Source organism: Pseudomonas sp. SJZ080 (assembly GCF_007828295.1).
In the GTDB taxonomy this organism is placed as follows: Bacteria; Pseudomonadota; Gammaproteobacteria; order Pseudomonadales; family Pseudomonadaceae; genus Aquipseudomonas; species Aquipseudomonas migulae_A.
Genome location: NZ_VIUK01000015.1, coordinates 1 through 24320, shown reverse-complemented (window position 1 = coordinate 24320; position 24320 = coordinate 1). Strand labels below are relative to the sequence as shown.

Here is a 24320-nt window from a genome sequence, read left to right as displayed (position 1 = left end):
CAAAACCTCCCCGGCAAGATGTAACACGAAGTTGATCCCCCGGCGGGCCAGGGCCACACGCGGCTGAAACTTTTGCGCCGGGCCACGGGTCACCTGATCATCACTCGCGAGTAGACGACCATGGCACGGGCAATCTGGAAAGGCGCAATCAGTTTTGGGCTGGTGCATATCCCTGTGGCGCTGGTCTCGGCGACGTCTTCGCAAGGGGTGGATTTCGACTGGCTCGACAGCCGCAGCATGGAGCCGGTGGGCTACAAGCGCGTAAACAAGGTCACCGGCAAGGAAGTGACCAAGGAGAACATCGTCAAGGGTGTGCAGTATGAAAAGGGTCGCTACGTGGTGCTCAGTGAGGAAGAGATCAAGTCGGCGCACCCGTTATCCACGCAAACCATTGATATCTTTTCCTTTGTCGACGCCGAACAGATTCCTCTGCAAAACATCGACACGCCCTACTACCTCGCGCCGGACAAACGCGGTGGCAAAGTCTATGCGTTGCTGCGCGAAACCCTGAGCAAAACCAACAAGGTCGCCCTCGCCCATGTCGTTTTGCACACCCGCCAGTATTTGGCCGCGCTGATGCCACTGGACTCGGCGATGGTGCTGGTGATGCTGCGCTGGCCAGCGGAAGTCCGCAGCCTCGACACGCTGGAACTGGGCAGCGAGGTGACCAAACCGGAGTTGGCCAAGGGTGAACTGGACATGGCCAAGCGTCTGGTGGAGGACATGAGCGGCGACTGGAGCCCGGACGATTATCGCGACAGTTTCGAAGACAAGATCATGGCGCTGGTCGAGAAGAAAGCGAATGAAGGGAAGATTGAGGATGTCGAGACGGCGACGGGCGAGGAAGAGCGCAAGACGGCAGATGTTATTGATTTGACCGAGTTGCTTAAACGCAGTTTGGGGGGCAAGGCTGGCGGGAAGACGGCTGCGAAACCGAAGGCAGCGGAGAAACCGGCGGCGGCGAAAAAAGCCACCAAGCGCTCCAGTGGTTGACGGATAGTGATGCATTCATCTGTTGTGCGGTGATTGTGCCGGCCCCATCGCGAGCAAGCCCGCCCCCACATTGGTCCTGCGAACGACACAGATCAAATGTGGGAGCGGGCTTGCTCGCGATGGCGCAATACGCGGCGACGCAGAAATCAGACCCAGACAAAAAACGCCAGCAACCCGGCAAAAATCGCCCACTTCTCCAGGTAATACAGCTTGCGGTTGCGCTTCTTCAGCGCTTTGCCGCGCAGGCGAATTTTGTAGATTTTGGCGAACAGACGATTGATACCGCCCGTCTTGTCGCCGGCATCGTTCGGCGCGCCCGCCGCCGACATCACGTTACGGCTGAACCAGCCGTTGAACGCCGCCGCCCAGCGGTACTTCATCGGCCGCTCGACGTCGCAGAACAGAATGATGCGGTTCTGCTGCGTGGTGTTTTCAGCGTAATGAATGAAGGTTTCATCGAACATCACCGCTTCACCGTCGCGCCAGTGATAATTCTCGCCATCGACGTTGATGTAGCAGCCAGCGTCGTTCGGCGTTTCCAGGCCCAGGTGATAACGGTAAGAACCGGCATACGGATCGCGGTGGCGCACCAGTTTCGAACCGGGTGGCAGTTCGGCGAACATCGCGGCCTTGATCGAACCGATGCTCTGCACCAGCTCGGTGGTGCGCGGGCAGAGCTTCATCGCCGAGGGATGACTGTCGCCATACCACTTGAGGTAGAAGCGCTTCCAGCCGGTCTTGAAGAACGAGTTGAAGCCGACGTCGTCGTATTGGTTGGAACGCTTGATCTCACCAGCCTTCAGCAAGTTCTGACCTTCGGCGCGGATTTCTTCCCAATGGGTCTGCAACGGGCTCAGGTCCGGGAATTCGGCCGGATCGAGGTAGGGCTTGTTGGGGATTTTCGAGAACAGGTACAAGAAGCAATTGATCGGCGCGAGAAACGTCGAATGATCGCTGAGTTGTCGGCCCAGCTTATGGCGCACGCGACCGCGCAGGTGAACGTACGCAATCGATACAACATAAACAGCAGCAATGATGAGTTTCACGGGAATCGTCACACGTCAGAAGTGAACAAACTGCGTCCTTGCCAGCCCTGTGGCCCTGGGATCTTTGTGCAGCGTCTGAATACGAAATATTGTCCCTGAGCCGCGTCCTTGAGCATTGCGGTGACCGGCGGCAGGTTCAAAGATGGCATTTTAGCCACTGTTTGTAACAAATAGTTAGCGTTCAAGTGTGAAAATCTGTCCGTCGATGCTGCCAAAGCAACCGTACGGCCTCAATGCCCTATCGTTTAAAGAGCCAGACCAGTACAATCGCCGCCAAACATTACGCGCCCCCCTTGGTTGATGACGGGAATGAACCCCGTCTCAGCGCACTTCGACTCGGGCCAAGCGCTCCACATGCTGCTGTCCACTTATTGCCAGATGGACCTTCCGCTTCTGACCGGGATGTATTTCCCGTGGTTCGAAAACCGGAAACGGGTACTGAATCGGTACTGCCGCACCCCTAGCTACTCTGAATGCTTCGCAGGAAAAACCTTTGATCTCTACAGCTAACATCACGATGCAGTTCGGCGCCAAGCCGCTATTCGAAAACGTTTCGGTCAAATTCGGCGCGGGCAACCGCTATGGCCTGATCGGCGCCAACGGCTGCGGCAAATCGACCTTCATGAAAATCCTCGGTGGCGACCTCGAGCCGTCCGGCGGCCAGGTCATGCTCGAGCCGAACGTGCGCCTGGGTAAATTGCGCCAGGACCAGTTCGCCTACGAAGAATTCACCGTGATCGACACCGTGATCATGGGTCACGAAGAGCTGTGGAAGGTCAAGGCCGAGCGCGACCGTATCTACTCGCTGCCGGAAATGACTGAAGAAGACGGCATGGCCGTGGCCGAACTGGAAACCGAGTTCGCCGAAATGGACGGCTACACCGCCGAATCCCGCGCCGGCGAGCTGTTGCTGGGCCTGGGTATCGGCATCGAGCAACACTTCGGCCCGATGAGCGAGGTTTCCCCTGGCTGGAAACTGCGCGTTTTGCTGGCTCAGGCGCTGTTCTCCGATCCTGAAGTGCTGTTGCTCGACGAACCGACCAACCACCTGGACATCAACACCATCCGCTGGCTGGAAAACGTGCTGACCCAGCGCTCCAGCCTGATGATCATCATCTCTCACGACCGTCACTTCCTGAACAGCGTGTGCACCCACATGGCTGACCTGGATTACGGCGAGCTGCGTCTGTTCCCGGGCAACTACGATGAGTACATGACCGTGGCGACCCAGTCCCGCGAGCAGTTGCTGTCGGACAACGCCAAGAAGAAGGCACAGATTTCGGAACTGCAATCGTTCGTCAGCCGCTTCTCGGCCAACGCCTCGAAAGCCAAGCAGGCCACTTCCCGCGCCAAGGCGATCGACAAGATCCAGCTGGCCGAGGTCAAGCCTTCGAGTCGCGTGAGCCCGTTCATCCGTTTCGAACAAACCAAGAAGCTACACCGTCAAGCGGTCATCGTCGAGCGCATGGCCAAAGGCTTCGACGGCAAGACACTGTTCAAGGACTTCAGCTTCCAGGTTGAAGCGGGCGAGCGTGTTGCGATCATCGGCCCGAACGGTATCGGTAAAACCACCCTGCTGCGCACCCTGGTCAACGAACTGACCCCGGATGCCGGCACCGTGAAGTGGACCGACGCCGCGGAACTGGGCTACTACGCCCAGGACCACGCGCACGACTTCGAAGACGACTGCAACCTGTTCGACTGGATGGGCCAGTGGACCCAGGGCGGCGAGCAGCTGGTTCGCGGCACCCTCGGCCGGATGCTGTTCTCCAACGACGAGATTCTGAAGTCGGTCAAGGTCATCTCCGGTGGTGAGCAAGGTCGCATGCTGTTCGGCAAGCTGATCCTGCAAAAGCCGAACGTGCTGATCATGGACGAACCGACCAACCACTTGGACATGGAATCCATCGAAGCGCTGAACCTGGCGCTGGAGAACTATCCGGGCACGCTGATCTTCGTCAGCCACGACCGTGAGTTCGTCTCGTCGCTGGCGACCCGCATCATCGAGTTGAGCCCTAGTGGCGTGATCGACTTCAGCGGCACTTATGATGATTACCTGCGTAGTCAGGGTGTTGTGTTCTAAGCACACCTTGCGGCAACCGAAAGCCTCGTCCCTGTGACGGGGCTTTTTGCATTTCAACAACAAAAAACTTGAGCCTGCGTACCACAATTCTGTAAGAGCCGGCTTGCTGCGGGCGGCGTTCCGGCGATGGCGATCTCGAGGACGCCATCGCCAGCAAGCCGGCTCCTACAAAGAGGGATGTTCAAGGCTAAACCTGTTTGCTTTGATCGTTAGCCTGCTTTCTTTTATTTCACACCCGCGCCATGATGCAGTTCTCCCACCGCCGCCCGCGAACGAGCCCTCATGTCTGCGCAGCAACTGCCACCGCAAAGCTCTATGGCGATCACCCTGCAGATCGTCTCCATCGTTTTCTATACCTTTATTGCCTTCCTCTGCATCGGTCTGCCGATTGCGGTATTGCCGGGTTATGTCCACGAGCAGCTCGGTTTCAGTGCGGTCGTGGCCGGGCTGACCATCGGCTCTCAATACCTCGCCACCCTGCTCAGCCGCCCGATGGCCGGGCGCATGTCGGACAGCGTCGGCACCAAGCGAGCGATTGTTTACGGGTTGTCAGGGATTGTGTTGAGTGGCGTGCTGACGTTGGTGTCGACGCTGTTGCAAAGCTTTCCGCTGACGAGCCTGTTGATCCTGATCGCCGGCCGCTTGTTGCTGGGGATCGCCCAGGGCCTGATCGGCGTCGGCACCATCAGTTGGTGCATGGGTCAGGTGGGCGCTGAACACACCGCACGCTCGATCTCCTGGAACGGTATCGCGTCCTACGGCGCCATCGCCATTGGTGCGCCGCTGGGTGTGGTGATGGTGGCGGAATATGGTTTTGCCAGCCTAGGGATCGCGCTGTCATTTCTGTCGGCGTTGGCGCTGGTGCTGATCCGCAACAAACCCTCGGTGCCGGTGGTTCGCGGTGAACGCATGCCGTTCTGGGCAGTGTTCGGGCGCATTGCACCGTTTGGCGCAAGCCTGAGCCTGGCCTCTATCGGCTACGGCACGTTGACCACCTTTATTACTCTGTATTACCTCAGCCGTGGCTGGACCGGCGCCGCGTATTGCCTGACGGTGTTCGGGGTCTGCTTCATCCTGGCGCGCTTGCTGTTTATTTCGGCCATCAGCCGTTTCGGCGGTTTCACCTCCGCGATTGCCTGCATGAGCATTGAAACGGTGGGCCTGGTGCTGCTGTGGCTTGCGCCTTCGACCGGTTTTGCCCTGGTCGGTGCTGGCCTGGCCGGGTTCGGTTTGTCGCTGGTGTATCCGGCGCTGGGGGTAGAGGCGATCAAACAGGTGCCCAATTCCAGTCGCGGTGCGGGGTTGAGTGCCTATGCGGTGTTTTTCGATTTGGCACTGGCGATTGCCGGGCCGGTGATGGGCGCGGTGGCGTTGAATCTGGGGTATTCGTGGATATTCTTCAGCGCGGCGTTGTTGTCGATCACTGGCCTGGGTTTGACCCTGCTACTCAAACGCCGCGCAATGGCCTGAGACCCGTAATCCGTTGTGCTAGACAGCTTCTGTGGCGAGGGGGCTTGCCCCCTCGCCACAGGGGTTCGTTCCCACCGGGTATGCGCAGGTTATTGATCAGCCGTTTGCATCCCCGCACGGGTCGGCACGCCCAGCGCATGGGAAAAGAACCGCCCGGCTTCGGAAATCATGTTGCGGTGAATGTCTTCGCGGTCGACACCGTCGGCATCGGTGCACAGCGCCGGCATGGCGGCGATTTGTTCTTCGTTGCACGGCGCCAGGAACACGAAGTGTCCTGCCCCGGCCAATAACTTGAAGTCCGGCGCGATCGGCAGTTTGCGCGCCAGCGCCGCGGCGTTTTTGTCGAATGCCACCAGTTTGTCGCCGTCGCCGCTGTAAAGCAGCACCGGCACATGCACGTCGGCCAGGGTGTGACGGCCGAACTTCAGGCTCAGCGGCGCCATCAGCAACAGCGCGTGAACCCTTGGATCCGCGACCGGTTGCAGGTCATCACGGTCGACGATCAACTCGCCCTGGGTGTTGCAGGCATCGCGATCGTCCGGACGTTCCTGGCAGTAGCGACGCAACCGGTCCAGATCGGGCGTCGCGCCGGACAGAATCAGCGCCGTCTCCCCACCCGCCGAGTACCCGATCACGCCGACCTGATCGGCATTGACGAACGGCGCGAGCATGCGGTCGCCCAAGGTGGCGGTAATGGCTTCGGAAATCTGGATCGGCCGGCCGTACAGGTTGCTCAAGGTGCCGAGGCGGCTGTGGTCTTTGGAGTTGTCGCCGGGATGAATCACCGCCACCACCACAAAACCCTTGCGCGCCAGCGACGTGGCGAGGTCGTGCAGGGCCAGCGGTGTTCCGGTGTTGCCGTGGGACAACATCAACATTGGAAAACGGCCGATGGCGACGCGGGTGTCTTCGCCCGCTTCGACCGTGTAGCCCTCGAGTTTGCTGGTGTGCTCCCGGTCGCTGGAGGGGTAGAACGCGATGGCGCGCATCGGTTGCAGGTCCAGCGGATCGAGAAAGCTCATCTCATGGAAGCCGACGCTCCAGTGAGGATGTGGCGCAGGCGCGGCGTGCACTGAATTCAGGCTGCTGAGCAGGCAAATCAGTAACGTTGCACAAAGACGCACCATGGGATGCCCCACCTTTGTTACATGACCGGAAAGCCTGTTCTCCATCGACTACCGAGGAAGCGGCCTTGTACCAGCATGGCGGCCAACAAGGTCGTTACAGAACAGGGACGTAAACCCTCGACTGCATAACCTGGGCCACAACATGAACGAATTAAGAAACTGCTAGAAATAGTCAGAAACAAAAAACTCCGCATCTGACACTTGCGTGATCAGAATACAGAGTTTTTTGGGGTGTTGCCCGAGCTGATTTACATCTTTACGCAAGCCTTACGCGGCAGCGAACAGTTGCTCGCTGATCTGCGTCTGGGCATCGCCCATGGCTTTGGTACGCACTTCGTCACCGTAAGCCAGGCCGTGAGCACGGACGAATTCGATGTCGGTGATGCCAATGAACCCGAACAGCACTTTCAAGTAATCTTCGTGAGCGACACCAGTGGCCTGACCGACATGCAAGCCGCCGGAAGTCGACACGATCACGACTTTCTTGCCACCGCACAGGCCTTCAGGGCCGGCTTCGGTGTAACGGAAAGTTTGACCGGCAACGGCGATGCGGTCGATCCATGCCTTGAGTTGGGTCGGGATGGTGAAGTTGTACATCGGCGCGGCAATGACCACGGCATCGGCGGCGAGGAATTCGGCCAGCGTCGAGGCGCTCAGTTCGGCTTCGTGCTGTTGGGCGGCGTTACGCAGTTCGCTGGCGGTGCCGGCGGCGACCAGGGTGGTCGCGGAGAAATGGCTGATGGCATCGCTGGCCAGGTCGCGGTAAGTCACCACGGCGCTTGGCTCGGCGGCTTGCCAGGCTTTAACGACTTCACTGCTCAGCTGACGGGAAGCCGAGTTGTCACCAAGAATGCTCGAATCGATATGCAGCAATTTCATGTGGGATCTCCAGGTGAGGATCGCCACGGGGCGATCTGATGGGAACAATCCTACAGACGAAACCAATGGCTGATTAGACTGCAACAATGCGATAGTTCGTCTCACTGATAGAACAATCGAGTTAAAACCATGCAAGACCTCAATGACCTCTACTACTTCGCCAAGGTGGTCGAAGCCGGCGGTTTCGCCGCAGCCGGGCGTTTGCTGGGCATTCCCAAGTCGAGGTTGTCGCGGCGAATCGCCGAACTGGAAGAACGCCTTGGCGCGCGCCTGCTGCAACGCACCACGCGACAGCTGAAGTTGACTGCCGTGGGTGAACGTTACTTGCGGCACTGCCAGGCCATGCTGCTGGAAGCCGAGATGGCCGATGAAGCCGTGGCCAGCATGTCCAGCGAGCCTCGCGGCCGCTTGCGGGTGTCCTGCCCGGTCGGGCTGGCGCACGAAATGCTGCCGACAATAATCAGCCGCTTTCTCGAAAAATACCCGCAGGTTCAACTCGAAGTGCTGCTGCTGAACCGCCGGGTCGATCTGGTGACCGAGGGCGTGGACGTCGCCCTACGTGTGCGGGAATTGGGTGATGAAGACCCGTTGCTGGTCACCCGACGCCTGCGTCAGGCGCAGATGCTGTTGGTGGCCAGTCCGGACTTTCTCCATGGGCGAGCGATCAATCATCCCGAGGACCTCAAGAGTCTGCCGGTGCTTGGCGCCCTTGAAGCCGACCGCATGGTGCATATCCGCATGCTCGATCAACAAGGTAAAAGTCATGAACTCGCGCTCGAAGCCCGACTGGGCATCGACGACTTCATCGTGCGCAGGGCCTGCACCCTCGCGGGCCAGGGCTTTACCATGCTGCCGATGATGTATTGCGAACAGGAACTGGAAAGCGGCGCGCTGGTGCAGTTACTGCCCGACTGGTCTTTGCCTGGTGGCTGGCTGCAAGCGGTCTACCCTCACCGGCGCGGGGTCATGCCGGCAGTCCGCGCCTGGCTCGACCATTTGATCGAATCATTCAATAGCTGTGGAGACCGACTGATATGAAAGCTGGACGCATGAGCGAAGAGGATGTCGCACACTTCTGTCTCGCGCTGCCGGGTGCGCGGGAAGACTACAAGTGGGGTGGCGTGCGGGTGTTTTCGATTGCCGGGAACAAGATGTTCGCCCTGCAGAACCTGCGGGGCGAATCCCTCGCCTTCAAGGTCGACAAGGACCTGTTTCTGGGGCATTGCGATCGCCCCGGTGTTCATCCGGCGCCGTATCTGGCGCGGGCCCAGTGGATCATCATGCAAACGCCCTACCCGCTGGGCACCGAGGAACTGCAAAGCCTGTTGCAACGTTCCCATCAACTGGTGGTGAGCAAGCTGCCCAAGCGCACGCAGGTCGGGCTGCTGCTTTAGAACAGCGCCAACAGGTTTGCCTCCAGAAACAGCTGATCAATCCAGAACACTTGATGCAGCAATACGATCATCCAGAACAACAGCTGAAATGACACTTTGCGCGTCTTGTGCCGGAATACTTGCTGGGCCAGCAAAGCGCCCGGCCAGCCGCCGGCGAGCTCCACCGCATGCAAGACATTTTCCGGCGTACGCCAGCTATCGGTGCGGGCCTTGCGCTTGTCGCGCCAATAAAGGAAGAACGCCAACACGCTGACGATGCCGTAGGCCGCCAGGGGAATCAGTGAAATCCCTCGCAGCCAAAACGACAACGAGCCTGTCAACGGCAGTGCGCACACGACCGCGAACACCAGCAGCTTCAGTCGCAGGTTGTGAATCTCGCCCCCGGACCGGCGTCCGGGACTGTTGCGCCCGCCGGCATCATTCATGGCTTGACCGCAGTCCAGTCGACCCAGCCGAACTGCCAGGTGGCAAGAATCACCAGACCGAACGCAATGCGATACCAGGCAAACGCCGCATAGCTGTGGCTGGCGATGAATATGAGCAAGCCTCTGACGGCGATCATCGCGAAGATGAACGCGGTGACAAAACCGATGGCGAACACCGGAAAATCAGCCGGCACAAACAAGTCGCGATACTTGTAGCCCGAGTACACCGCCGCTCCGACCATGGTCGGCATCGCCAGGAAAAACGAAAACTCGGTGGCGGTCTTGCGCGACAGCCCGAACAGCAAACCACCAATGATCGTCGAGCCGGAACGCGATGTGCCGGGAATCATCGCCAGGCACTGGGCGAAGCCGACTTTCAAGGCGTCTTTCCAGGTCATCTCGTCAACGGTTGATGCATGCACCTCATGTTGACGCTGTTCCGCCCACAACATCACGATGCCGCCCACGACCAATGCCGTGGCCACGGTAATCGGATTGAACAGGTATTGGTGGATCAGGTCAGCAAAGATCACCCCCAATACCACGGCCGGCAAGAAGGCAATCAGCAGGTTGGCGGTAAAGCGCCTGGCGCTGGGCTGCGTCGGCAAGCCAACCACCACATCGAAAATCTTGCGCCGGAATTCCCATACCACGGCGAGGATCGCGCCGAGCTGGATAATGATGTTGAACGCCATGGCCCGCTCACCACCGAAATTGAGCAAGTCGGCCACGATGATCTGGTGTCCGGTACTGGAAATGGGCAAAAACTCCGTCAGCCCTTCTACAACGCCAAGTATCAATGCCGAAAAGGCAGTCCAAAGGTCCATCAATCCCCCAAGAAGCGATGCGCGACGGCATGCCCCGTTAATATTTTTTCAGAAACAGTCAGCGTAGCTAAAAGGCCCGCGCGCAGAATCCGGACGGAACCGCAAAAATTCCGTGAAACATCGACTTGGACTCAGGTTTTTCCGCGCGGGGCCGAAATCCTATCAGACAAGCCTGATTAACGCTGCCACGTTATAGGACTTGGGTCTGATATGGCCGATCGACAAAGTGTGGTTGGATGCTGGCGATCATTTATTACAAGAAAAAGAAACTGGAGTGACAGCGTTATGAGCAGCTTGCGAAATATGTCGATCAGCCGCCGTTTGTGGCTCATTTTGATCGTGGCCGTCATGATGCTTTTGACGTTGGGCGTGTTGATGCTCAAGCAGATCCACGAAGACCTTTATCACGCCAAGGCCCAGAAAACCCAGCATGTGGTGCAGACCGCCAGCGGCATTCTGACCTATTACCACGGCCTCGAAACGGCCGGCACGCTCACACGCGAGGCCGCGCAGAAACAGGCGCTGACCGCCGTTCGCGGCCTGCGCTATGACCAGAACGACTACTTCTGGATCAACGACCTGACGCCGGTGATGATCATGCACCCGGCCAACCCGAAACTCGATGGGCAGAACCTCTCGGCGATCCGCGACCCGGACGGGTTTGCGCTGTTCAATGAAATGGTCGCCCTCGCCAAAGCCAAGGGCGCCGGCGCGATCGACTATCGCTGGCCGAAACCGGGCGCCAGCGAGCCGGTAGCAAAAACGTCCTACGTCAAACTGTTCGAACCCTGGGGCTGGGTGATCGGCTCGGGCGTATACATCGATGACATGCAAGCAGAATTCACGGCTCAGGTCTGGAAAGCGACCGTCGTCGGGCTGGTGATTGCCGCCATCATGGCGTTGCTGGTGATCCTGATTGCCCGCAGCATCGTGCGCCCGCTCCAGGACACCGTGAACGCCATGGCCAACATTGCCAGCGGCGAAAGCGATCTGACACGCACCCTCGATACCCATGGCCAGGATGAAGTGACGCAACTGGCCCGCCACTTCAATGCCTTTACCGCCAAACTGCGGTTGGTGATCAGTCAATTGCAGGCGTCCGCCAGCGCGCTGGGCCAGTCGTCCAGCGAGCTGGGCAACGACGCCGCACAGGCCCAGCAGCGCAGTCAGCAGCAATCCCAGCAGATGGAACTGGTGGCCACGGCCATCAATGAAGTGACGTACGGCGTGCAGGATGTGGCCAAGAACGCCGAACAGGCGGCCAGCGAAATGCGCGATGCTGAATCCCAGGCGCAACAGGGCCAGGTCAACATCGACAGCAGCCTGCAACAAATCGACAGGTTGTCGGGCACCATTGATCAGGCCGTGGAAGTCATCCGCACACTGGCCACCGAAAGCACCCAGATCGGCAGCGTGCTTGAAGTGATCCGCTCCATCGCCGAGCAAACCAACCTGCTCGCCCTCAACGCCGCCATCGAGGCCGCCCGGGCCGGCGAGCAAGGTCGCGGGTTTGCCGTCGTCGCGGATGAGGTGCGCCTGCTGGCCCAGCGCACCCAGAAGTCCACCGCCGAGATCCAGTCGATGATCGAACGCTTGCAAGGCCACTCCGAAGCGGCGGTCAAGGTCATTGGCGACAGCAGTCGCGCGTCCCAGCTGACCATCGAACAGGCCGGCCTCGCCGGTGCGAGCCTGAACGCCATTGGCCAGGCACTGCGCAATCTCAATGGCCTGAACGCCTCCATCGCCAGCGCCACCTTGCAACAGTCCCACGTGGTCGAGGACATCAACCAGAACGTCACCCAGGCCGCCGGTTTGTCCCACAGCACTGCGCTGGCGGCGGAACAGTCGAGTGTGGCGAGCGTGCGGCTGAAGGATCTGAGCGAACAATTGAACGGGCTGCTCAAACAGTTCCGCGTCTAAAACCAAACACTGACCCTGTGGCGAGGGGACTTGTCCCCGTTCGGCTGCGAAGCAGTCGTAGATTTTTTGGGACCGCTTCGCGGTCCAACGGGGACAAGTCCCCTCGCCACAAAAATCCTCTCGTAACAAAAGCACTCTCGCCACAGAAGCCTCATCAATACAATCCCGGTACAATCCGCTCCCTCTACGATTTTCCCAAGGAACCTCCATGTCCGGGCTTGAACTGTTTGCCGCCACCCTCGGTGTCATTGCCGTCTGGTTGACGGTCAAACAGAACCCCTGGTGCTGGCCGATCGGCCTGGTCATGGTGTCGCTTTACAGCTGGGTCTTTTTTGAAGTGAAGCTGTATTCGGACATGCTGTTGCAGGTGATCTACGCCGCGCTGCAACTCTATGGCTGGTGGCAGTGGACGCGCGCGGGGGCCGCGCGGCAGGGCCGGCAGGTTAGCCAACTGAAGGGGGAATCGATCGTGTCAGGCCTGGCCATCGGTGCCGTCGGCAGCCTGTTGCTCGGCGCGGCCATGGCACACTGGACCGATGCCGCCCAACCCTGGCTCGATGCGGCGTTGACCGGTTTCAGTCTGGTGGCGCAGGTCTGGATGGCACAAAAGCGCGTTCAATGCTGGCCGCTATGGATCACCCTGGATGTGATTTTCGTCGGGCTCTTCATCTATAAGGGCATGTACCTGACCGCCGGGCTCTATGGGTTGTTCACCGTGATTGCCGTAGAAGGCTGGCGGGAATGGCGCGCCGACCCGGCGTTGCGCACATGAAAGTCCTGGTACTGACAGGTCCCGAATCCAGCGGCAAGAGCTGGCTCGCAGCCGAGTTGCAAGCGCGTTTCGGTGGGGTGCTGGTCGACGAATATGTGCGCTGGTTCATCGAGCAAAATCCGCGGGACACCTGCCTGGCCGACATCCCGGACATCGCTCGCGGGCAACTGCAGTGGGAGGATGAGGCCCGCGCCCGGCAGCCATCGCTGCTGATTCTCGATACTCACTTGCTGAGCAACATCCTGTGGAGCCAGACCCTGTTTGGCGATTGCCCCGCGTGGATCGAGCAGGCGCTGCTGGCTCGCCAGTACGACTTGCACCTGCTGCTGTCTCCCGAACAGGTCGACTGGATGGACGATGGCCAACGCTGCCAACCCGATTTGAGTGAACGCCGGGCATTTTTCGACGCAACCCTGACATGGCTGGAAACCCATCGACAGCCGTTTCAAGTGTTGCAGGGAGACTGGGCCGAGCGTCGTCTGCAGGCGCTTCGAGCCGTCACGTTACTGCTGGAGCCCTGACCCGGTTTTTGGGTTTCTCACCCAGAAAATCCCCTGTTTCGGGGGGGAAAGTGTCCATACCTGTTACACCCTGCCCGCCCCAAACAGGCCGTTTCAACGGCCTGCCCCCTCTTCGCCCGCACCTGTTAATCACGTAATACACCTCGACGCAAACCCTTGTTCCAGAGCATTGCAACCGCTTTTGCTGGTCAAAAGCGCATGTGCGTGTCTCAGACGTGAAACAGCCCCGACAGCACCTTCCCGGACAAAACTTTTAACCCATTGAATTAAAACAAAATTCAAAAAACGGCACAGCATTCGCTCTCTCCTCCCACATCGCTGACTAGGGCCAGCCCACAAAAAGAAGGAATTGCCGCTGTGGGGACTTTCAATAAAGGCTGCACCTGCCTCCTCCTGATCGGATGCGCACTGGGCTCAAGCGTCAGCCTGGCAGACGACGGCATCATCATTATCAAACGTGATGTCCAGACGCGAAACGCAGTACAAGCCCCAGTGGTTCCCGACCCTAACCCCACGACCGTCAATGCCAACCCCTCCAAGCTGATCCTCAGTCAGACGAACGAGCTGAACGACGGCGATTTTGCCAACGTCGCCAGTGGTGCAGGCATTACACGCCTGGTCAATTTAAACAACACCAATCTGGGCGGCAATATCACCACTCAAAACCAGATTTCCAATCTCCCCGCCGGCCGTTCGGGAGGGGGCAACGGTATTTCCAACCTGGTCAATTCAAGCGTCCAGCGAGGCCTGAGCGGCCTGAACGTCATTACGGGAGGCCGTTGAGATGAACCACAAGCTGCTGATTATCGCCATGTTTTGCAGCGCATCGAGCTTTGCTCAACCCCCCGTCGTCAATAACGCCGACATCAGCGGTTCAGGCATGCAGTACCAAGGCAACTTCGCGGTCAACCAGGCTGCGGGAGATCAGCAGCAACAGGCTAACGCCCGGGCCATCGCCATAGGCGATGCAGCCAGCGCGACCACTCAGATTCGCCAACGGCTGAACACACAGGTCGACCCCAGGATGGATGCTCGAGCCAGCATTCAGGGCGACTCCTTCAGCCACGGTAACGGCGTACTCGGCGTCAACCAGAGCGCGGGCGCCAGCAACCAGCAAGCCAATGCGCTGCGGATAAGCATCAGTAAGCAGCCGCAAAGTATCGACGACAGCGTCCTCATGCAACAGAACGTGGCGCTGCTCAAAAACTCCGATCCAACCGACTCTGCACCAGGCTATCGCCAGGTCACTACCAGTGATCAGGCTTTCACCGGTAGCCGTGGGGTGATTCAGTTGAATCAGAGCGCCGGGGTAGGAAACCGAATGGCTAATTCCCTGAGCGTACGGGTCGCGGACTGACCCAAAAAAGGTAGGAAACAACACTTAACCTAAAATAAGTACGGAGAATCACCATGAAACCTTCGATGGCACTCAAGCCTCTGGTTTTCGCAATTGCTGCGCTCATGGCTGTTGCTGTGCAAGCTGGAAACGATCGTCGTCACGATGACCACCACAATGGTCATAACAACAACGGTCACCACACGCCGCCTCCTACAAAGATCCCTGTCTATGCGACTGCCAATGCCTACGACAAACAGAGCAGTACCAACAATCGCATCCTTAACCAAGGGACTATCAACAACGCCGAAATGAGTGGCTCCGCAACCGGCGCCGACGGCAACGTGGGCATCAACGTGGCGGCAGGCGACGGCAACCAACAAGACAACGCTGCAGCCATCGCGAACGCTGGCGCCACCTCCGCACTCGATAACTCCTTCGTGTTCGGCGTTGCCACTGCCACTGCCAGCGTCAAGCAGTACAGCAACCATAACAAGGTCGACAACTACAACACCACGGCCTCTGCGGTGATGAGCCAGTCGGGTAATGGCGGCAACGGCAATATGGGGATCAACATTGCTGGCGGCGACCTGAACCAACAGAAAAACACCATGGCAATTGCCAACTCCAATGCTCCGCTCGGCAACGCTACAGCTACCGCCTCTGCTGATCAAAACGGCCCTGGTCTGGTAGTGAACAACAAGGCGGATCAGAACGTCGCCCTGACTACAGTGACATTAACCACAACCAAAAGCGGCAGTGCCTCTTTCAGCCATAACTCCGAGTTGAACGTTGATAAGAGCGCTTCCAGCAATTGGGCCAAGAGCGGTGCTAGCAGTTTTGACGTCAGCGGCACCAAGCACTTTGATGCAAGCGGTTCAAAAAGCACCGATAAGAGCGCTACCGGCCATGCTTCTATAGTCGCTTCCCTGGAAGCAGCGGCGGATGGTTCCAAATCCGTTACCGTTAATTATGGCCATGGCGATCGCACCCGCAGTTCGTCGTTCGATGCATCGCTTAACGCGTCGCTTAATGCATCTGTCGATACAGAGCACTCGAAGTCCACCGACTCTTCGTTCGCAAAAGAGTTCGATTCCTCGTTTGCAAAATCGTTTGACTCTTCGTTCGAGAAATCAGGCGAGAAATCGTCCGCTTCTACCAAACACGAAGTGAAGGGCTACACCGAAAGCAATTCATGGGATTTGAGCAACACAGTGTCCTATCAAATCCTGACCCCAAATGGCTGGGCAAACCCTGTGACCAACACCGCAACCCTGAGTGGTTCGGTTAATGGCGGCAGTGGCAACCTCGGCGTCAACGTGGCTGCCGGTGTAGGTAACCAACAAAGCAACTCGCTGGCCATTTCCAACCAATCGTTCTGATGGCTGACTCTGGAGGCCCCCTCACGGGGGCCTTTTTCAACACAACCAGAGGGCGTCCCACCATGCGCATTATCGCCTTGGTAGTTTTGCTTTGCGTGGCCAGCGTGATAGAGGCTGCACAACTGCCGCTTTCCGTCCTGCCGGGCGGCGCGGTGGTGTACAAGCCGATCCAGAGCGTACGCGAGCGTAAATTTGCCGACCTGGTGCAACAAAAAACCGACTTCAGTTGCGGTGCAGCTGCGCTGGCAACCATCTTGCGCCAGGCCTACTGGCTGGACGTGAATGAAGAACAGATCATCGAAGGCATGCTGGCACACGCCGATCAAGACCTTGTCCGCGTACAGGGCTTCTCCATGCTCGACATGAAGCGTTACGTAGAAAGCATCGGCATGCGGGCCCGTGGCTATCGGGTAGCGGCGGAAACGTTGAGCGATATCAGAATTCCCGTCGTGGTCCTCATGGATATCCGTGGCTACAAACATTTTGTAGTTCTGCAAAAAGTCCACAACGGCTGGGTCTATATCGGAGATCCGGTATTGGGTCATAAACGTTTCACTGTCGACGACTTTGTCAAAGGCTGGAACGGCATCATCTTTGCCGTCATTGGCCAGGGCTATGACAAAACCAATGCGCTGCTCGACCCTCCCCTGCCACTGACTGCCAAGAACCGTATTGACACCTTCAGCCCGGTGCAAGACGCAGAGTTGTTGGACTTCGGATTTATCCGAAGCGACTTCTTCTAATAACAAGGGAGCACGACGCTCCGGGAGCATCTAATGAAGACTCCAATCTGGCTGGCTGTAGTTTGCCTGGCCGCCAGCCTGCCAACCCAGGCACAGATATTCAAACCCATCGAGCTGAGCGATCAGGAACTGGCAAGCCTGCGAGGTCGCTATGTCATGCCGGGACGGATCGTCAGTTTCGGGATTGTCATGACCAGCACCTGGCAAAATGCCAACGGTCAAGTGATCGGGGCAACGTCCTCGATGCAAATTCAGCAAACGACCATCCAGCCACAGTTCTATGTGTCGATGATTGACGAAACAGGTAATGGCTCGACGGTTACTCAGGGCACCGGTACCGTCAGCGGCGGAAACGGTTTGAACACGACCCAGGGCGTCACTCAAGTTGTTCGCGCTGCCGGCGACAACAACAGCGCTTACAACAACGTTAATCTCAACGTCCAGAAAGGTGGCCAGGCTCCGCAGATGAACAACCAAGGGCAAGTACTGGCCGCGGGCTCAACCTTGACCCACGCCAATGGTGCCGGGGCGCTGAGCATTTCCTCTACCGGCGCGGGCGTGCAGCTCAATATCGTGGCCAATAACAACCAGGGGAGCATCGCGCAGCGTCTCGCCCAGGGCGGGCTCATGCAAAACGCGACCTTGCTTGGCGGTGGCAACCAGGTAAACAACCTGATGTCGATCAACGTTGTGCTGCGCGATAACCTGCCATCAACCAGTTCGCTGAATGGCAACCTGGATCAGCTCAAAGGTCTTCGCGCTCTCGGATTCTGATCTACGCTCAGTCTCATCAGATGTACTCAGAAGGGACGCCTAACCATGCACCGATCGTTAACGCTCAGAGCTATCGTTTGTTTGAGTAGCCTGGCACCGGGCACAATGCTTTACGCAGCATCGGATCCCCAGGTTGAAGCATTAAAACAAGAACTCATGGAGTTGAAACAGCGTTACGAAGCACAACAGAACGCGCTGATGGTCCTCGAACAGCGCGTTCGCCAGGTTGAAGAAACACCGGTGACACCGCCTCCCAAACGTTTGACCAAATCCCCTGCCGAACCGAGCAGGGGTGGCCAGACGGTGGCGGCTGGTGCGCCGGGAACCACCGGCAGTTCATACGGCCAATCGCTCAGAGATGATTCCGAGCCTGCGCAAAGCGTTTCCAACCTGTATGACGAAGCCAGTGGCTTTTTCGGTGGCGGCAAGTTCAGTGTGGAAACCGGCCTGACGTACACGCACTTCGATACACGTGCGCTGACGCTCAATGGCTTTCTGGCGCTGGACTCGATTTTCCTCGGCAACATCAACCTCGACCGCATCAAGGCCGACAACTGGACGCTGGACCTGACTGCCCGCTACAACGTGGCGCAACGCTGGCAGTTCGACATTAACGTCCCCGTGGTTTATCGCGAATCAACGTATTCCTCGGGTGGCGCTGGTGGTGCAGGCCCTGTGACGTCGGACGCAACCGTTACTCGCGACCCGACCATCGGCGATGTGAACGTGGGCGTTGCCTACAAGTTTCTGGATGAGTCGGCCAGCCTGCCCGACGCGGTCGCTACACTGCGCATCAAGGCACCCACCGGCAAGGATCCTTACGGCATCAAGCTGATCGAGGATCCGAACAACGATAACCTCGCGGTCCCCGAGGACTTGCCTACCGGTAATGGCGTCTGGTCGATCACCCCGGGTATCTCACTGGTCAAGACCTTCGACCCGGCTGTGCTGTTCGGCTCTTTGGCCTATACCTACAACATGGAGGACTCTTTCAGCGACATCAGCCCTCAGGTCGGCGCCAAGGTTAAAGGGGACGTGAAACTGGGCGATTCCTGGCAGGTCGGCGCCGGCATTGCATTCGCCTTGAACGAGAAGATGAGTATGTCGTTCTCGTTCACCGATCAGTTCGCCCGCAAAAGCAAGATCAAGCCAGACGGCGGCGATTGGCAATCGATTTCCAACAGCGATTACAACGCGGCCAACTTCAACATCGGCATGACTCTGGCAGCCACCGACAACCTGACGATCGTTCCCAACCTGGCCATCGGCCTGACCGACGACGCGCCAGACTTTTCCTTCAGCCTGAAATTCCCGTACTACTTCTGATCCAAAACCGAATCCCGCTGCGATTTCGATCGTAGCGGGATTTTTTATTGTCTGATCTTGCGTTCAGCGTATCTGGTGCTTGTGCAGCAGTCTGTAAAAGGTGGGCCGCGACACGCCAAGCACCCGGGCGGCGACACTCAGGTTGTCGCTGTGGCGGTTCAAAACGTCGCACAGCGCCTGGCGTTCGGCGCGTGTCTTGTAGTCTTCGAGGGTGCCCATCGGCGCAGCAATCGTCTGCTGGCTGATCAGCCCCAGGTCACGCGCCTCGATCTGCCGTCCCTCGGCCAGGACCAGCCCGCGGCGTACCCGGTTGGCCAGTTCACGTACGTTGCCAGGCCAGTCATGCTTGCCCATGGCAATCAGCGCGTCTTCGCTGAAGCTGCGCGGACGACGGCCGGTTTCATGGCTGTAGAAATGGGAGAAGTGGTTGGCCAGCATCGACAGATCGCCATGGCGCTCACGCAGCGGCGCAGTGACCACTTGCAGCACGTTGAGGCGGTAGTACAAATCTTCGCGGAAGCGTTTTTTCTCGATGGCGGCTTCCAGGTCAACGTGCGTCGCCGCCAATACCCGCACATCCACCGGAATCGGCTGACTGCCGCCCACACGCTCGATGTGTTTTTCCTGCAGGAAGCGCAACAGATTGGCTTGCAGCTCCAGCGGCAGGTCACCGATCTCGTCGAGAAACAGGGTTCCGCCGTTGGCGGCCTCGATCCGACCGACCTTGCGCTGATGGGCGCCGGTAAAGGCGCCCTTCTCGTGACCAAACAGTTCGGACTGGATCAAGTGTTCAGGAATCGCGCCGCAATTGATCGCGACAAAGGGTTTGCTGTGCCGCTGGGATTGCCGATGGAGGGTGCGGGCGACCAGCTCTTTGCCAGTCCCGCTTTCACCGCGAATCAACACCGGAGACTCGGTGGGCGCCAATTTACTCAGCAGTTTGCGCAGCTCGCGAATCGGTTTGCTGTCGCCGAGCAGCTCATGTTCGGGCTGATTGATGTGAACCGTGCCCTGGCCACGCAAGCGCGCCATGCCAAATGCCCGTCCGAGCGTCACCTGAACCCGCGACACATCGAACGGCAAGGTGTGGAAATCGAAAAACCATTCGCAGACAAAGTCCCCGACATTTTGCAGCCGCAGGACTTCCTGGTTGAGCACGGCAATCCACTCGGTGCCGCTGCGGCTGATCAGCTCCTTGACGGCCTCGGGGCGTTCCAGATGAAACGGCTGCAAACGCAACAGGCCAACGTCGCAGGTTCGGTCGACGGCATGTTCCAGGGTGCAGCTATCAACGTCCCAACCTACCGCGCGCAACCCCGGCAACAGACGATGGCAGTCGTCGCACGGGTCCACCACTAACAGACGTCGTAACGCGGGCGCTTCGATCATGACTGTTCCTTGGCGCCAAATTTTAGGAAATATTATTAAAAACAGTCATTTGGCAGACCTGACTGTAACATTAGCAATAATTTGACATTGTCTTGTATCGATTGACTATAGGAAGGCCGCTTAAGCAGTTATAAGAAGTAACTTTGTTAGTTACCTAACGAGCCGAACCTTTCATTCAGCTTTCAAAGCCTGTCGAAACGCTGGGTCGAAGAAAGAAAGTTGGAATTTCTGTTAATTGTATGTGACCCACCCATGGGTTGCGGGCATCAGTACAAGTAACCAGCCGAACGGTAAGCCCAACCGACGGCACATCACTTGATTGGGCATACAGAGAGAAAATCCCATGACAGCCCCGCTCCGTATCAACGAAGCTCTTTTGATTGCCGACCGCGCGTTCAAGCCATTTCAATGCGTGGCCTGGGCCCCACAAGACGGCAACGGCGAACTCAGCCTGACCGTCATCGACCGGACCAATACCCGCATTGGCCGCACGCAGATCCCAAGCAGCGCTTATACCGATCCCGCGCAACTTGAACATGTTCTGGAAGAAGCCCGTAAAGAGCTGAGCCAGGAAGGTTACACGCTGCAATCGTGGTCGATGCCGCACTAAAGCGTTTTGCGGATTACTTCCGGTAATCCGCACCCTCCCCTCGATCGTTAGTTTGCTGGCCTTCTGCGCCAGATACACTGGCGACGTCCGTTTATTCGAACTTTCGAAGGCCAATTGATTGGTTGGCTTTTCAGTGGTTCGAAAAGACACTGTTCTGGCACAAAGCGACGCTCCGCCTGTTAGTTTTGTCAGTTGTGCAGTTGCTCATTCAGGCGTTGAATATTTCCCCAGTCGCCCCTCCCCCACTCCTGGATCAAGACGACTCGCAGGGAGATGCGTGCATGTCAGTCCAGACCTCTTTGGCCTTACCCCTTAAGCAGAACGATGCCGGGAAACTCGACGAGTCCTTTGCCGGTTCCGGCAAAACCCAAGTGTATTTCGCCGGCAGCACCTCCAGCATGGCCAATGGCGTCGCAATTGATTCCGCGGGCCGGTTACTGATAGCCGCCAAAGTCGGCACCCCGGGCGGCAGCCGCTTTGGCCTGGCGCGCCTGCTTGAGGACGGCTCGGCGGATCTGGCCTTCGGCCAGCAAGGCAGTGTCATCAGTCAGTTCGAACCCGGTTTCGAGGCCATGGCCGGCAAAGTCTTGCTACTGGCCGATGGGCGCATTCTGGTGGCCGGCCTGCACTATGAAAATGCGCATCGGACACTGCCCGCCTTCGCGCTTTTCAATCAGCAGGGCAAACCGGTCCAGTCATTTGGCAACAACGGACGCTGTGTCGTGCGCCTGCCGGGCAATCTTTCCCAAGGCGTGCGCGATGCCTGGTTGCCACCTGGTGTGCCGGGCGCCGAAGCGTGTGATGTCTATGTACAGGACAACGGACGAATCCTTTTGCTGGCCAATCATCATTTCGAGCTGGCCGATCATGTCGGCGTACTGGTACGGCTTCACCCTGACGACTCACTGGACGACACCTTCAACGGTCGTGGCTTCGTGCTGGTCCGCCACCTGCTGATGAACACCTGGCTGAGCAGCCTGCTGGTGCAACCTGACGGTCGGATTCTGGTGGGTGGCTCGATCAATTTTCCTGAAGAAGGCCTGCTTGCGCGTTATCACAGCGACGGCAGCCTCGACGACCGTTTCGCCGTGGACGGTTTCATGAGTTTCATGGCACAGGAGCATCACGCTCAGGTCAGCCAGATCGTCCAACAGCAAAACGGCGATTTGCTGTGTTTTGGCAGCACCCGCGACCCTATGCATTGCATGGCCCTGAAGATTCACAGCAATGGCCGCCCAGACATTCACTGCAACGGCGGCCAACCGCAATTACTGGAGATTGGCCACAGCGGTTGCCAGTGGACCGCCGCCCAGGTCCTTGCGGACGACAGCGTGCTAACCGTTGGAGCCACGGGCGGGGGCATTGAAGCCGATTTCATTCTGGCCCGGCATCTGCCCGGCGGACTGCTGGATTGCAGCTTTGGCAATGGTGTCGGTTGGATCCGCACACGCCTCAGCCGCGGTCCGGATACCGCGACCTCCCTGGCCGTGCAGTCCGATGGCAACATTGTCGTAGGCGGCTATTCACTGGATGGCAACTACCGGGCAATCGTCGCACGGTATCTGGGATAGCTACTCTGACATTTCCTACGCTTGATCTTCCTCTCAGCTTACGGCAACTTGCGCGCTTCTTAATATAAGGAGCAGCCGATGTCCGGCTCAATGGCCCAGGCGTTCGCGCATAATTTTCTCGGGCACTCACCTCGCTGGTACAAGGCCAGCATTCTCGGCTTCCTGATCCTCAACGCCCTGGTGCTGTGGACCGTAGGTCCCGTAGCGGCCGGTTGGCTGCTGGTGCTGGAATTCATCTTTACCTTGGCCATGGCGCTCAAGTGTTATCCGTTGATGCCCGGCGGCCTGTTGCTGATCGAAGCGCTGCTGTTGAAGATGACCACGCCCCAGGCGCTGTATGACGAACTGGTGCACAACTTCCCGGTGATCCTGCTGCTGATGTTCATGGTGGCGGGTATCTACTTCATGAAAGAACTGCTGCTGTTTATGTTCTCGCGCCTGCTGCTCGGGGTTCGCTCCAAGGCGTTGCTGGCATTGATGTTCTGCTTTCTGTCAGCGTTTCTCTCGGCTTTTCTCGATGCCTTGACCGTGACCGCGGTGATCATCAGCGCGGCGGTAGGGTTTTACTCGGTATATCACCGGGTCGCCTCGGGCAACGATCCGCGCCAGGACAGTGAATATGGCGACGACCAGCACCTGCCAACACTCCATCACGCCGACCTCGAACAGTTCCGCGCTTTTCTGCGCAGCCTGCTGATGCACGGCGCCGTGGGCACCGCATTGGGCGGCGTTTCTACCCTGGTCGGCGAGCCACAGAACCTGCTGATCGGCCACGAAATGGGTTGGCACTTTTCTGAGTTCTTCCTGAAAGTCGCCCCGGTTCCGCTGCCGGTGCTGTTGGCGGGCCTGGTGACTTGCGTGCTGCTGGAGAAGTTGCGCTGGTTCGGTTACGGCACGCTCCTGCCGGACAACGTGCGCGCCGTGCTGGCCAACTATGCCGCCGAAGACAACGCCGATCGCACCTCGCGCGAACGCGCTGCGCTGATAGTTCAAGGGCTGGCGGCACTGATCCTGATTGGCTGCCTGGCCTTCCACGTGGCTGAAGTGGGCCTGATCGGGTTGATGGTGATTGTGCTGATTACCGCGTTCACCGGCATTACTGACGAGCATCGGCTCGGCACTGCGTTCAAGGACGCCATGCCGTTCACGGCGTTGTTGGTGGTGTTTTTTGCGGTGGTGGCGGTGATTCACGATCAGCAGCTGTTCACGCCGCTGATCCAGTGGGTGCTGGCGCTGCCGGCGGATCAGCAACCGGGCATGCTGTTTATTGCCAACGGACTGCTGTCGGCGATCAGCGACAACGTATTTGTCGCGACCATCTACATCACCGAAGTGAAACAGGCGTTCATCTCCGGTCACATGAACCGTGAACATTTCGAGACCCTGGCGATTGCGATCAACACCGGCACCAACCTGCCGAGCGTGGCGACGCCCAATGGCCAGGCAGCGTTTCTGTTTCTGCTGACGTCGGCGATTGCACCGCTGATTCGCCTGTCGTATGGGCGGATGGTGTGGATGGCGTTGCCTTACACCGTGGTGATGGGTGTTCTTGGGTGGTATGCGGTGAGTTACTGGTTGTAAACACGGTCAAATGTGGGAGCAACTGTCTTCACCCTGCCATTCGTCACCGCCACTCCGTGCCGTCTCTCAGCATGGCATTCAGTCTGATCAGTAATATTCGCATGCAGGCGATGAGCGCGACCTTCGCGCTCTTGCCTCGCGCCCGAAGAGC

General features: G+C 58.4%; 23 protein-coding genes and 1 pseudogene. 17 read left to right on the top strand and 7 right to left on the bottom strand.

Annotated elements, in window-relative coordinates:
- The first annotated feature begins 120 nt into the window (after window positions 1–120).
- Complete coding sequence (locus FBY04_RS19460; RefSeq protein WP_145316327.1) at window positions 121–993, top strand: Ku protein; 873 nt, start codon at window positions 121–123, stop codon at window positions 991–993.
- A 146-nt stretch (window positions 994–1139) separates the two neighbouring features.
- Here the strand turns inward: FBY04_RS19460 and lpxO are convergent, their stop codons facing one another.
- The gene (lpxO, locus tag FBY04_RS19455; RefSeq protein ID WP_084321612.1) at window positions 1140–2039 is read right to left on the bottom strand and encodes a lipid A hydroxylase LpxO; all 900 of its coding nucleotides are present in this window, start codon (window positions 2037–2039) and stop codon (window positions 1140–1142) included.
- A gap of 493 nt (window positions 2040–2532) precedes the next feature.
- Here lpxO and FBY04_RS19450 point away from each other — a divergent pair, with 493 nt between their 5' ends.
- The gene (locus FBY04_RS19450) at window positions 2533–4122 is read left to right on the top strand and encodes an ABC-F family ATPase (RefSeq protein ID WP_084321611.1); all 1590 of its coding nucleotides are present in this window, start codon (window positions 2533–2535) and stop codon (window positions 4120–4122) included.
- Window positions 4123–4404: 282 nt separating this feature from the next.
- The gene (locus FBY04_RS19445; RefSeq protein WP_084321610.1) at window positions 4405–5592 is read left to right on the top strand and encodes an MFS transporter; all 1188 of its coding nucleotides are present in this window, start codon (window positions 4405–4407) and stop codon (window positions 5590–5592) included.
- Between the two features lie 89 nt (window positions 5593–5681).
- Here FBY04_RS19445 and FBY04_RS19440 read toward each other — a convergent pair whose 3' ends face one another.
- A complete protein-coding gene (locus FBY04_RS19440; RefSeq protein ID WP_084321609.1) occupies window positions 5682–6719 on the bottom strand; it encodes a dienelactone hydrolase in 1038 nt (345 codons plus the stop codon).
- Between the two features lie 267 nt (window positions 6720–6986).
- Window positions 6987–7598, bottom strand: a complete 612-nt coding sequence (locus tag FBY04_RS19435) for an FMN-dependent NADH-azoreductase (protein ID WP_084321608.1) — start codon at window positions 7596–7598, stop codon at window positions 6987–6989.
- 129 nt (window positions 7599–7727) lie between these two features.
- Here FBY04_RS19435 and FBY04_RS19430 point away from each other — a divergent pair, with 129 nt between their 5' ends.
- Together FBY04_RS19430 and FBY04_RS19425 are read left to right on the top strand one after the other, a co-directional pair.
- Window positions 7728–8636 carry a LysR substrate-binding domain-containing protein gene (locus FBY04_RS19430; RefSeq protein WP_084321607.1) on the top strand — a complete coding sequence of 303 codons (909 nt, stop codon included), beginning with the start codon at window positions 7728–7730 and terminating at the stop codon, window positions 8634–8636.
- A complete protein-coding gene (locus tag FBY04_RS19425) occupies window positions 8633–8992 on the top strand; it encodes an MmcQ/YjbR family DNA-binding protein (RefSeq protein WP_145316325.1) in 360 nt (119 codons plus the stop codon). The genes FBY04_RS19430 and FBY04_RS19425 overlap by 4 nt, the downstream gene beginning before the upstream one ends.
- Here FBY04_RS19425 and FBY04_RS19420 read toward each other — a convergent pair.
- Window positions 8989–9417 carry a DUF1294 domain-containing protein gene (locus FBY04_RS19420; protein ID WP_084321605.1) on the bottom strand — a complete coding sequence of 143 codons (429 nt, stop codon included), beginning with the start codon at window positions 9415–9417 and terminating at the stop codon, window positions 8989–8991. The genes FBY04_RS19425 and FBY04_RS19420 overlap by 4 nt on opposite strands.
- On the bottom strand, window positions 9414–10244 hold the full coding sequence (locus tag FBY04_RS19415) for an undecaprenyl-diphosphate phosphatase (protein ID WP_084321604.1): 831 nt from the start codon (window positions 10242–10244) through the stop codon (window positions 9414–9416). Before FBY04_RS19415 ends, FBY04_RS19420 begins: the two co-directional genes overlap by 4 nt.
- Window positions 10245–10529: 285 nt before the next feature.
- Here FBY04_RS19415 and FBY04_RS19410 point away from each other — a divergent pair, with 285 nt between their 5' ends.
- The 9 genes from FBY04_RS19410 to FBY04_RS19370 all read left to right on the top strand — a co-directional run bounded on the left by FBY04_RS19410 (window position 10530) and on the right by FBY04_RS19370 (window position 19018).
- Window positions 10530–12164: a methyl-accepting chemotaxis protein gene (locus tag FBY04_RS19410; protein WP_145316322.1), complete on the top strand. Its 1635-nt coding sequence runs from the start codon at window positions 10530–10532 to the stop codon at window positions 12162–12164.
- A 208-nt stretch (window positions 12165–12372) separates the two neighbouring features.
- Window positions 12373–12936 (top strand): nicotinamide riboside transporter PnuC, encoded by a 564-nt coding sequence (gene pnuC, locus FBY04_RS19405; protein WP_145316320.1) that lies wholly within the window; start codon window positions 12373–12375, stop codon window positions 12934–12936.
- Window positions 12933–13457 carry an AAA family ATPase gene (locus FBY04_RS19400; protein WP_084321601.1) on the top strand — a complete coding sequence of 175 codons (525 nt, stop codon included), beginning with the start codon at window positions 12933–12935 and terminating at the stop codon, window positions 13455–13457. Before pnuC ends, FBY04_RS19400 begins: the two co-directional genes overlap by 4 nt.
- Before the next feature lie 357 nt (window positions 13458–13814).
- Window positions 13815–14240 (top strand): hypothetical protein, encoded by a 426-nt coding sequence (locus FBY04_RS19395; RefSeq protein WP_084321600.1) that lies wholly within the window; start codon window positions 13815–13817, stop codon window positions 14238–14240.
- Between the two features lies 1 nt (window position 14241).
- Window positions 14242–14814 carry an adhesin gene (locus FBY04_RS19390; RefSeq protein WP_145316318.1) on the top strand — a complete coding sequence of 191 codons (573 nt, stop codon included), beginning with the start codon at window positions 14242–14244 and terminating at the stop codon, window positions 14812–14814.
- A gap of 53 nt (window positions 14815–14867) precedes the next feature.
- Entirely contained in the window at window positions 14868–16175 is a 1308-nt protein-coding gene (locus FBY04_RS19385) for a heme utilization protein (protein WP_145316316.1), read from the top strand.
- A gap of 62 nt (window positions 16176–16237) precedes the next feature.
- A complete protein-coding gene (locus FBY04_RS19380; RefSeq protein ID WP_145316314.1) occupies window positions 16238–16918 on the top strand; it encodes a C39 family peptidase in 681 nt (226 codons plus the stop codon).
- Window positions 16919–16951: 33 nt separating this feature from the next.
- Window positions 16952–17692 (top strand): hypothetical protein, encoded by a 741-nt coding sequence (locus tag FBY04_RS19375; protein ID WP_084321596.1) that lies wholly within the window; start codon window positions 16952–16954, stop codon window positions 17690–17692.
- A gap of 45 nt (window positions 17693–17737) precedes the next feature.
- Complete coding sequence (locus FBY04_RS19370; RefSeq protein ID WP_084321595.1) at window positions 17738–19018, top strand: hypothetical protein; 1281 nt, start codon at window positions 17738–17740, stop codon at window positions 19016–19018.
- Window positions 19019–19081: 63 nt separating this feature from the next.
- Here the strand turns inward: FBY04_RS19370 and FBY04_RS19365 are convergent, their stop codons facing one another.
- Window positions 19082–20407, bottom strand: coding sequence for a sigma-54 dependent transcriptional regulator (locus tag FBY04_RS19365; protein ID WP_084321594.1), 1326 nt, complete (start codon window positions 20405–20407; stop codon window positions 19082–19084).
- Between the two features lie 343 nt (window positions 20408–20750).
- Here FBY04_RS19365 and FBY04_RS19360 point away from each other — a divergent pair, with 343 nt between their 5' ends.
- The 3 genes from FBY04_RS19360 (at window position 20751) to nhaB (ending at window position 24169) form a co-directional block, all read left to right on the top strand.
- Window positions 20751–21017, top strand: coding sequence for a hypothetical protein (locus FBY04_RS19360; RefSeq protein ID WP_084321593.1), 267 nt, complete (start codon window positions 20751–20753; stop codon window positions 21015–21017).
- A 281-nt stretch (window positions 21018–21298) separates the two neighbouring features.
- The gene (locus tag FBY04_RS19355) at window positions 21299–22588 is read left to right on the top strand and encodes a hypothetical protein (protein ID WP_145316312.1); all 1290 of its coding nucleotides are present in this window, start codon (window positions 21299–21301) and stop codon (window positions 22586–22588) included.
- Between the two features lie 78 nt (window positions 22589–22666).
- Window positions 22667–24169, top strand: coding sequence for a sodium/proton antiporter NhaB (gene nhaB, locus FBY04_RS19350; protein ID WP_145316310.1), 1503 nt, complete (start codon window positions 22667–22669; stop codon window positions 24167–24169).
- Window positions 24170–24212: 43 nt separating this feature from the next.
- Here nhaB and FBY04_RS32800 read toward each other — a convergent pair.
- Window positions 24213–24320 (bottom strand): annotated as a pseudogene (locus FBY04_RS32800) (IS110 family transposase); the annotation flags it as partial.

What these genes read in the sequence shown, in the direction of transcription:
- FBY04_RS19460 (WP_145316327.1), top strand. Translation starts at nt 121, where the DNA reads ATGGCACGGGCAATCTGGAAAGGCGCAATCAGTTTTGGGCTGGTGCAT.
- FBY04_RS19445 (WP_084321610.1), top strand. Translation starts at nt 4,405, where the DNA reads ATGTCTGCGCAGCAACTGCCACCGCAAAGCTCTATGGCGATCACCCTG.
- FBY04_RS19440 (WP_084321609.1), bottom strand. Translation starts at nt 6,719, where the DNA reads ATGGTGCGTCTTTGTGCAACGTTACTGATTTGCCTGCTCAGCAGCCTG.
- FBY04_RS19435 (WP_084321608.1), bottom strand. Translation starts at nt 7,598, where the DNA reads ATGAAATTGCTGCATATCGATTCGAGCATTCTTGGTGACAACTCGGCT.
- FBY04_RS19430 (WP_084321607.1), top strand. Translation starts at nt 7,728, where the DNA reads ATGCAAGACCTCAATGACCTCTACTACTTCGCCAAGGTGGTCGAAGCC.
- FBY04_RS19425 (WP_145316325.1), top strand. Translation starts at nt 8,633, where the DNA reads ATGAAAGCTGGACGCATGAGCGAAGAGGATGTCGCACACTTCTGTCTC.
- FBY04_RS19420 (WP_084321605.1), bottom strand. Translation starts at nt 9,417, where the DNA reads ATGAATGATGCCGGCGGGCGCAACAGTCCCGGACGCCGGTCCGGGGGC.
- FBY04_RS19415 (WP_084321604.1), bottom strand. Translation starts at nt 10,244, where the DNA reads ATGGACCTTTGGACTGCCTTTTCGGCATTGATACTTGGCGTTGTAGAA.
- FBY04_RS19410 (WP_145316322.1), top strand. Translation starts at nt 10,530, where the DNA reads ATGAGCAGCTTGCGAAATATGTCGATCAGCCGCCGTTTGTGGCTCATT.
- pnuC (WP_145316320.1), top strand. Translation starts at nt 12,373, where the DNA reads ATGTCCGGGCTTGAACTGTTTGCCGCCACCCTCGGTGTCATTGCCGTC.
- FBY04_RS19400 (WP_084321601.1), top strand. Translation starts at nt 12,933, where the DNA reads ATGAAAGTCCTGGTACTGACAGGTCCCGAATCCAGCGGCAAGAGCTGG.
- FBY04_RS19390 (WP_145316318.1), top strand. Translation starts at nt 14,242, where the DNA reads ATGAACCACAAGCTGCTGATTATCGCCATGTTTTGCAGCGCATCGAGC.
- FBY04_RS19385 (WP_145316316.1), top strand. Translation starts at nt 14,868, where the DNA reads ATGAAACCTTCGATGGCACTCAAGCCTCTGGTTTTCGCAATTGCTGCG.
- FBY04_RS19380 (WP_145316314.1), top strand. Translation starts at nt 16,238, where the DNA reads ATGCGCATTATCGCCTTGGTAGTTTTGCTTTGCGTGGCCAGCGTGATA.
- FBY04_RS19375 (WP_084321596.1), top strand. Translation starts at nt 16,952, where the DNA reads ATGAAGACTCCAATCTGGCTGGCTGTAGTTTGCCTGGCCGCCAGCCTG.
- FBY04_RS19370 (WP_084321595.1), top strand. Translation starts at nt 17,738, where the DNA reads ATGCACCGATCGTTAACGCTCAGAGCTATCGTTTGTTTGAGTAGCCTG.
- FBY04_RS19365 (WP_084321594.1), bottom strand. Translation starts at nt 20,407, where the DNA reads ATGATCGAAGCGCCCGCGTTACGACGTCTGTTAGTGGTGGACCCGTGC.
- FBY04_RS19360 (WP_084321593.1), top strand. Translation starts at nt 20,751, where the DNA reads ATGACAGCCCCGCTCCGTATCAACGAAGCTCTTTTGATTGCCGACCGC.
- FBY04_RS19355 (WP_145316312.1), top strand. Translation starts at nt 21,299, where the DNA reads ATGTCAGTCCAGACCTCTTTGGCCTTACCCCTTAAGCAGAACGATGCC.
- nhaB (WP_145316310.1), top strand. Translation starts at nt 22,667, where the DNA reads ATGTCCGGCTCAATGGCCCAGGCGTTCGCGCATAATTTTCTCGGGCAC.